Below are 8,890 nucleotides of genomic sequence, written 5' to 3'. Positions count from 1 at the left end.
AATATTTTAAAACTTGTCTAACGCGAACCTCTTTATTGATTATATTTAACACGCATTATCTGGTGTGTATTTTGAATGTTTACTTCTAGTTCGCACTAAAGGATAAGTGGATCGCTGATATCAATTACTTTCTTTCCCCCATAATGCTCTACCTTTGTTTTATAGTTGTTGCCAAGTATATAGAAACGTATACTATCTTGCTCTTGATCAATTATGTTTATGAGTTTATTTTTGAATAGCTCGAGCTGTGCGGCATCCACATTACATTCAAAAACCGAGTATTGAACTCTAAGTCCGTAGTTTTTGCATTCTTTCGCTACTCTTCTAAGTCTTTTTGCTCCTCCTGATGATGTAACTGCAACATCATAGGTTATTAACACTAACATACATCACCTCATCAGAAATGGAGGATATGCATCTAAATCCCCCCTTATATATCTTGCAAGAAGCAGTGCTTGTACATAAGGAATCAGACCAATCTCAATCTTTTCTTTTAGATATGGATGTGTGATCGTCTCTTTTTTCCGGTTTTGCCACTGTGAAAGCACAACACTTCGAAGCTCATCTTTAAGATAATATGCACCATTTTCTTTAATATAGAAATCCTCTTTTTTAACAACCCGATTATTTATAAGAGATACTACGAATCTGTCTACCAGGTAAGCGCGAAGCTCTTCCATCAGATCTAATGATAAAGACGATCTGCCGGACCTTATTTTGTGGTAAAACCCCATCTGGGGATCAAGGCCTACAGTCTCAAGGGCGGCAGTGACGTCATGGCTTAACAGCACATAAAAATAGGATAGCAGCGCATTGACTGCATCAAGAGGTGGTCTGCGCGACCGCCCCTTGAAACTGTCTTTGAAATCATCATTGACGATGAGCTCACTAAATACACTGTAGTAATGCTTTGCAGCATCTCCTTCTATTCCAAGAAGCTCTTGTGAATTAGTGGCTGATGAGAACCGTTTGAGTCCTTGACCTAAATAATGGATGGCATCCAGCACAGCATCCTCATCGATCTGGTCCTTATGGTCCCTGTAGAGACGTTGCAGCACTACCCGGCTGTTGAAGACTTTTCCCACACATACATTTTTTGCTAGTTTTAGAGATTCTTCTTGATTCTCAACCAGTCTGAATTGGCTCCGCCGTAATGCTACATTACCCGACATTGGGTTTTGGATCTTGACTAAAAATTTACCAGTATAAGAAATATAGGATACGTGTACGTTGTTTTCTGAGCATAACTCCAGTGCCTGTGGTGTAACAGCTGCACTGGAGAATATAACTACGCCCTCTAAATTTAGAATCGGAATCTGCATTACTTTCTCCCGGTTTTGCTCCAAAACTAATGTATCGCCTTCCCGATTCATGAACATATCGTCTTTAGTGATATAGAGAGTGTTCCGTAGTTTTCTCATCTTATTTCCTCCGCTATCTGAGAATTTATATAATGATCTACCGACTCATACTTTGATTTAGACTTAGGTAAACAGATATTGTAGAGAGAGCAGTGATCGCAAATCTTTGAATAGGAAGGCCTTGGTGTAGTACTATCACTTATCAGCTGATGCATTTCTGTTATGAGATTTTCTCCTTGTTGACGAAGTTCTTGGGTAAACACCACCTTCTCTCTTCTTCTAACTTTTGCATAGTAGATGGCTCCTTCTGGCACCTTTATATTGTGAATCTCCTCTATACACATTGCCTGCAGGCATAGCTGCACTTTATCGATGTTGTCATCCTTTGGTTTGCCTGCTTTATACTCAATTGGATATAGACGATAGAATCCTTCTTTTCCAGGTATTTCGACGCCTTGCTCACTTTGATGATACTCTATCAGATCTGCAATTCCATAGCAGCCGAGGAGTTCCGACTGGACAGGCACACTTCTGGAGATAATTAGGTTTCCCCTGGACTCCATCAAGAAAGGATCATCCACTTTCTCGTGGACAATGTCTCCTTTTACTGTATACAAATTCTGTTCCCATTGATGTTCCACATGTATTAATGCCCATTGTCTTTTACAGTAGGCAAAATGCTGTATACCGGAGATCATGATATAATCCTCTTCCAGGTACATCAGAATCCGCTGAGAATCTCTGGCTCAAGATTCTCTAAAGCTTCCACTTCAATTACATAATCTTCCACATTTTTAGGTTCGATTATTCCATCTTTTTTTGCTACTTTTACAGTTCGGTGGACTTTGGCAGATGAATAGTCACCGCTGAGGCTGCTGTGCTTCCACCAGTAAACTTTGTGTACTTCCATGGACCCATCTGGTCTCGCAGAGGATGCATCATTTTCAAAGAGCTGCACCAGGACCTTTTTCAACAGCTCCGCATCTTCATCACTGAATCCTGTTGTTTGTGCCAGCTGAGGATTGATGCTGCCTGCAAAGGTATAAAGGCCAAAGTCCACACGATGCTTAGTTCCCATAGTATCTGAAGTTTTTCCTGCGCCGTCTCCCTCACTGTTGACGCTTTTAGTAATCTGTATGGAGGTAATATTGATGGGATCTTGGCTGTATGCACTATGGATGCTGACAGGACCTCTTATTCCAGCGGATACACCTTTGTCTTTTCCCCCCTTAAACGCAAAGAGCTGCCCGAATGCCCGTACGTCATACCACTGTTTGCAGGCTTCCTCTATGAGTTTTTCTTTGTCCTTTAAAACATTCGCCGATAACGTGCCTTCCGCTCTGTTTTTCAGACTTGTAAAGTCGTCTGTTTTATAGTCTTCAGACTGTACAAAAATGGACTGCCCTTGTTCCATCAAGCGGTTTCTGATTTTTCTTTTGATGCAGACATCCGAAACCTCTCCAATTCCCTGATAGTTGATACGTGGGCGGTTGCCGTTCAGTGGATCTCCATTGGGATTAGCATTTTTCACACTAAATACTACAACAAAATCATACTTACTCTTTAACATCATACTTCCTCCTTATTTTCGGCCTTTTCATTATCCTGTTCCTTTGATTTGCTTCTAAAATCTTCCCTCTGGCAGTGATATCCGAGCAGAAACTCTCCGGTTAGAGGCTTCTCTGCTGTATAATCCTCTGGATTAAAGAGCCCCATGATCTCATCCAAAAGCTTTTCTCTGCTCGCAGCTCCACCGCCTCCGATTTTGGACAAATAGGGTTTGATGCTGAGCTCAATGATCTGCCATGTGCTAAAAGGATGTGTGGAAAACCTTGCCATGAGGCGGTCCGCATTGGTCAGCCTCTCTTCACCAGTTTTCTGCAGTGCCCATTGTTCGATGTTTTGGGCTACTGCCAGCAGCCTGCCGTATAGATAGTCTCTGCTGTTTCTTTCTCGGTCCAGTGCCATAATATAAACCTCCCTTTCATAGTCATAATAGTATTTTTTAATAAGAGAACAAGTGATACTGAGTGACTTCTCATACGACCATTTATCCTCAAAAGCTGGCCTATTTACGGTTTTCCGGAAGGCGAGTTCCACCAGATCCTGAGGGATTTTCGTGCCTTCCACGATGCAGGTTAACAGCCTGCTGATGGTTTTCTGTTTCAGTGTTTCATCCACGCTTTTATTAAGCCCATACGCAACCTGTGCGATGTTGTAGGGGGAGGGTACTCCGATAAACTCAGACGGGCCTTCCTTGTTTCCATAGGGCCGGTATCTTTGCATCCAAGCGCTGGTTTCATACCACTTCTCAAGGCGACTGATATAGTCACTTATTCTGATCTCCTGATAATAGGTAATGGACAGTCTGCCATCAGTAACGGACTCCAGCTCCATCAAATGCACCAGGGTTTCTTCCTCAAACTTTTTCCGGTAACCGGAGAGCTCTAGCTTTAGCTTATGGGCTATATCATCTGCAGTGGCTCCGGCAGTTATTTGTTCTTCTTCAAAAACATCCAACCCAAAATTATCTGCAAGCGGATCTGGAAGATCCATGCTGGAATTCACCCAGCAGATTACAGTTTTCTTCCCCCGATTGTATCCTTGCTTTGCAATAAGCCATTTCAGAGCATTATGTGCTTTCTGAGATACCTCATAGCTGAGTCCGTAGGCTTCTTGCGCTACGTTAAAACGTCCTCGGAAGGTAAAATCACTTGTATCATTGGAACTGATAATCTTTGCATTAGCACACATATTATAGATGGATTTGGGGTGCTTACTCTCTAATGGAGCATGTTTCCCAAGCACATAGCAGAATCCTTCCTCTGTTCTTGTCGATAAATAATACTCAATCCATTGGTCGTATAGTTCTAAATCTTTCCAGGTTCTATACTCCTCCAGCATATTACGGCTTTCCACTTGCCAACGTATATAGAAATCTCTAGGATCAACCTTGATTTTACCTTTGGCCTGTGGTCCCCAAACCAGTCCACCCTCGAAGATTTCAAAAATACTGGCTTTGATCAGATCATCTATCAGCGTTCCTTTTTCCACATATTGATATACTGCTTTTATCTTTTTGTTTGATGGGTTGTAATAATACCATGCTCCCAACTTTTCCATGTAATCCGAGTATCCATGATATTTATCGCCATATTTGTCATAATCTTTGGCAAGATACTGGATCTTATCGTTGAGGACATGAGACGCGGCTTTTGATCCCGCACGTACAGAGGATTCCTCTGTGCATGGGATGATGATATTCTCGTCGTCTTCAACTGGGATGGCGTCCAGAAACTCTCCTTTTTCATTCAGCGAGACGGTCAAGTGGGATTTTGACGTGATATGGAAAATCGGAAGCAAGATTGAACCATTCTCTTCTTTTCCAATTATTGATTTATTGTTCTCATACGTATCGTACAAACTTTTGATCCAGCTCATCTCATCCACTCCTCACTCGAAAACTCTTCAAGTCCCGACGTTTGAAGAATACTGTACTCCATGGCCTTGATGTATTTTCTTGGCAGATTGCTGAGATCATTCTCCACGATGATCTCCCCATGTCTCATCACGGGTCTGTGAAAGACCGCTTCCAGATTCTTTTCCCCAGTTTGGGATGGATAAAGGAAGCTGTGGAACATCAGGTCCAAGGATGTCTCTGGCTGCCGTTCGTAGTAGCTTGGTCTTTCTCCATACTGAACGGGCTCCACATATCCCTGACACTCTCTGGTGCCAAGAAAAATATCGCGACGGCCTCCTTTCTCCAGCATTCTTTTCGCCACATTATAATGCTTCCCTTCTTGTCTGTCCTGAGCCAAGTCTTCCCGGTTCAGATTCCACTCAAAATGTGCACGCACCTCATATTCCGGTTCAGACAGGTAGGTGTAGTAGGATAACGTGTTCAAGGTATTATTCCTTGCCTCACCAATATAGCTGATTGGCCGGATGCCTTGCGCCTGCATTCTGATGGGATTGATTACCCGAAATGAATCTATGACCCAATAAAAGGTGGGCTTCCAGTAGATGGACTCGCATATGCCAATGAGCGCTTGTACGGTGGGGACGTGATATGAGAACTTTTCTCCGCCCACTCGGGTGAGCGGATCTGTAAACAGTGCATATCTGCCTGTTACTCTAAATTCAATCTGATTTCTCATGTTTCCTCCTTTATGGCATTAATAATTGTAGATTTTCGCCCCCTAAATCCACACCAAAAATATCAGAATAATACTGATGGGTCAGACCTAGGATGCCACTGTTTTCTCTGACTTCAAAAATCCCTCCTTCCTTAAACAGCTTTTCGATTTGATAATCATAAAGATTTACAGAATACCGCTGTGCTTTCTTCATCAGCACTGGGAGTTCATGCTCATTTCTCGTAGTATTCAGGCTATTGATCAGCTCAGCTCCTTCTTTGTATGGAACCAATACCCCTCTGCTGCTGTTGTCTATCACCTTATAATGCTTTGCTGCTGTCTTAAAGCCTTGCTTAAGAGTTTTTTTTCCTTGGGTTCGCTTACGTTTATATGCATTCTCGGCATTTGAATTATTGGATAATATATTTACTAAAGTGTCTGCTACACCATATTCTGATACAAAGACAGGATAGACCATCTCTTCTTTATTCTTCACAAAATGTCTCTGAAAATACTTCTCGATAATCTTCTCATTTAAGATATTGTTGGTCTTCTCTTCTTCAGTGACATTCCGGAACACCTCAAGTGTGGACTCTTTGGCCATGCGGATATCCTTAAGTTTGCTTAAATTCTCATCCGCTGGGTTCACAATATACAGCTTTCCTCGTACGGCCATTCTGCCATTTCTGTTGCATCTTCCGGCTGCCTGCACCAAGCTGTCCACTCCCCCAAGATGCCTGATGACAGTCTTGAAATCAATATCCACACCCGCCTCAATCAATTGGGTACTGATGCAGATGACTGGACCTCTTTCTCCAGCATTAAATCTGTCCAGTTCACATCGCATTTTTGCGAGAATCTCCAAACGGTGTGCAGGGCACATGTTTGTGCTTAAATGATAAAAATCCAGATTCCTTCTATGGAGATCTGCTGCTATATCCATGGCTGCCTTTTTGGTATTGACAATGGCCAGCACAGACTGTCCAGAAGAATACTCTTCATGGATAAGATCAGTAGTATCGAGCACTGTCCAGTCCTTCTCCGTCCAGTCGATGACATCCACTCTGTGAAATACTTCTTGCATCGCCGGAATATCTCCTGAAATGTCTTGATTTGAAGATAACTGCAGATTGTATGGCCATATAAGATCACTGTCCAATACTGGTTGTGTAGCAGTGCATATGAGCACCGTTGCACCGCAGATGTCAGTGAGAAACCGGAGAGCCATATTAAACAGATAAACTTGATTTACTCCCATGGCTTGCACTTCATCAAATATGATCACAGAATTGGCTAAATTATGGAGCCTTCTCATCTTATTCGTTCCGCCGCCATAAATGGTCTCCAGAAACTGGACCATGGTCGTATAAATCAGCTTCGAATCCCAGTTTTCCGCCAGTACCCTGTTCAGTCTTGTATCTTCTTCTTCTGTGAGATTGGAGTGATGTTCTACCAAATGATCCTCAATGCCTTCTAATTCCATAACCTTTCGCACGGTTTCTGCATTTTGGTCGATGATGGATGTAAACGGGATTACATAGATTACTCGATCTTTTCCATACTTCTCTGCATGATTGAGGGCAAACCTCAGACTTGAGAGGGTCTTACCTCCTCCGGTTGGTACGGTAAGCCTATATATGCCAGGTTTATTCTCAGCGCTTTTCAGGCAGTTCTCGGAGATTTCATTTCTGATCCGATCGACTTCATTTCTTACTCTAAACTTTGAGGTGTACTGATCTAAGGCTCTGATGGCTTTTTTCCAGGAGAATTCGCTTTGAGGTGCTAGATTGGCACCATTAGAGTAGTTAGAAAAACGGATGGTATCCAGTCGATCCGCATCGACTAGGCCACTAAAAAGAAACTTGATTGTAAGGCCAAGGTGAAAATTCCGAGTTTTACTTTCTTTGAATTTCATCATTTTCTTTGCGTACTCACCAAACTCTTCCATAATTTTCATTTCGAGATCAGGTGTAATACTAGGAGCAATATATGTTGCGTATTCTTCATCTTGTAGTTCTATCGTTTCTTTCACAAGCCTTTTGTCAACAGGAGTTTCCCCATCATGTGTAACATAATCCAGTAGTCCACCATGATGGGACAAAACAATCATCTCAGCAATATCCTTAACCATTGGATTGAGGGTCTCCAATTGACTTATTACTTGAGCACCCAGCGTGGAATGGTCAATCTTTCCTTTGGATGACGCAGGATCAAGATAAAGAGGATCGCTTTTATCGATGAGTCCCACAGCCGAAAATAGGTATCTTTGGAACTGCGGATTCACTTTTCCTAAATCATGGAGTAATCCAACCATTTCACCTAGTTTTCCTAATCCGATTTTTTCACAGTGCTTCTTCGTAAGAGCTGCCACTTCATTTAAGTGATCTGTCAGCAGCTGTTTATTTCCTTCATCATCTACATGTGCATAGTGCAAAATAATACCACCTTTCATATTATTTTTGATATACATCTTTTATTAAGGAATAGTCCACCGATTCAGGCTTTGTTTTTATGCATAATTTTCTTAGCATAACATTTTTGGATATAGATATTTACGGATTTTGGAAGAGAGAGTGCACTTACTTAAATTATTGAGCCGGATAGAATAAGCGATTCGCATCTTTAGAATAATACTTTTACTGTCCATAAATCCGGACTGTTTTAATATTCTGATAAATTTTCTTTCATCTTCTATAATATATAATTTATTTATATTATTCAACCTTAATCTGTTGCTATTTTACCTGAAATTAGAATATTTATTCATAAATTGTATCTAAAAGTGTTCATTCTTTATGTTATCTATTGCTTTATATGCAAAAAAAGAGTGATGCAGAATACTCTACTTCACTCTGAATATTAATAATATGCTGTTTATTGTTTTTTTTGCATATTTTTCTAAATACGAGGTAAGATAAAATTTACAATAAAATACAGAATAATAAGCAGTATAACGATGTATGCAGCGTACTTGATAAATGTGGATCCAACTAAGCCAGGCTGTTCATTTCTTGTTACATTCTTCTTTTCGATGTTGATATCTTTGTTTTCATTCATAAGTAAATCTCCTTTTTGATTTTTGATTGATTAAAAAGATTATACCTAATCAAATTGTAAACTTCAAAAGAGATTCTGTAGCAATTCTTTTAATGGTTTTTAACAACCTTTGCTATCCCACTACTCACATTGGATTTACTCATAAGTAACTTAAGAACAACGTTACATACTTCGATTTAAGATACAAGGTCAACAGTATTTGTAACCCTTGTTTTACACACAATATCTGCTAATTGCATTTCAACCCACACTCCTCGTATGAAGAGCGACCCTTTATTTTTATATCAGGAGGTAATGTATGAATTTCAATCCACGCTCCTCGTATGAAGAGCGACG

At 40.9% G+C, this 8,890-nt stretch carries 7 protein-coding genes; all 7 read right to left on the bottom strand.

Features of this window, described 5'->3' with window-relative positions; all coding sequences use genetic code 11:
• Nucleotides 1–95: 95 nt before the first annotated feature.
• The 7 genes from cas2 to T487_RS0115150 are packed head-to-tail and all read right to left on the bottom strand — an operon-like array spanning nt 96 to nt 7,931.
• Complete coding sequence (gene cas2 / locus T487_RS0115180) at nt 96–386, bottom strand: CRISPR-associated endonuclease Cas2 (protein ID WP_031577987.1); 291 nt, start codon at nt 384–386, stop codon at nt 96–98.
• A gap of 3 nt (nt 387–389) precedes the next feature.
• Nucleotides 390–1,421 (bottom strand): type I-C CRISPR-associated endonuclease Cas1c, encoded by a 1,032-nt coding sequence (cas1c, locus tag T487_RS0115175; protein WP_031577985.1) that lies wholly within the window; start codon nt 1,419–1,421, stop codon nt 390–392.
• Nucleotides 1,418–2,083 carry a CRISPR-associated protein Cas4 gene (gene cas4 / locus T487_RS0115170; RefSeq protein WP_081827680.1) on the bottom strand — a complete coding sequence of 222 codons (666 nt, stop codon included), beginning with the start codon at nt 2,081–2,083 and terminating at the stop codon, nt 1,418–1,420. Before cas4 ends, cas1c begins: the two co-directional genes overlap by 4 nt.
• The gene (cas7c, locus tag T487_RS0115165) at nt 2,083–2,934 is read right to left on the bottom strand and encodes a type I-C CRISPR-associated protein Cas7/Csd2 (protein ID WP_031577983.1); all 852 of its coding nucleotides are present in this window, start codon (nt 2,932–2,934) and stop codon (nt 2,083–2,085) included. Before cas7c ends, cas4 begins: the two co-directional genes overlap by 1 nt.
• Nucleotides 2,931–4,802, bottom strand: a complete 1,872-nt coding sequence (gene cas8c / locus T487_RS0115160; RefSeq protein ID WP_031577982.1) for a type I-C CRISPR-associated protein Cas8c/Csd1 — start codon at nt 4,800–4,802, stop codon at nt 2,931–2,933. The genes cas7c and cas8c overlap by 4 nt, the downstream gene beginning before the upstream one ends.
• The gene (gene cas5c / locus T487_RS0115155) at nt 4,799–5,518 is read right to left on the bottom strand and encodes a type I-C CRISPR-associated protein Cas5c (protein WP_031577981.1); all 720 of its coding nucleotides are present in this window, start codon (nt 5,516–5,518) and stop codon (nt 4,799–4,801) included. The genes cas8c and cas5c overlap by 4 nt, the downstream gene beginning before the upstream one ends.
• 10 nt (nt 5,519–5,528) lie before the next feature.
• Nucleotides 5,529–7,931 carry a CRISPR-associated helicase/endonuclease Cas3 gene (locus T487_RS0115150; RefSeq protein WP_051651773.1) on the bottom strand — a complete coding sequence of 801 codons (2,403 nt, stop codon included), beginning with the start codon at nt 7,929–7,931 and terminating at the stop codon, nt 5,529–5,531.
• Nucleotides 7,932–8,890 lie beyond the last annotated feature (959 nt).

It is taken from the genome of Proteiniclasticum ruminis DSM 24773 (genome assembly GCF_000701905.1).
Taxonomy (GTDB): Bacteria; Bacillota; Clostridia; order Clostridiales; family Clostridiaceae; genus Proteiniclasticum; species Proteiniclasticum ruminis.
The sequence above is the reverse complement of the archived record's forward strand: the minus strand, read 5'-3'. Positions and strand labels throughout refer to the sequence as shown.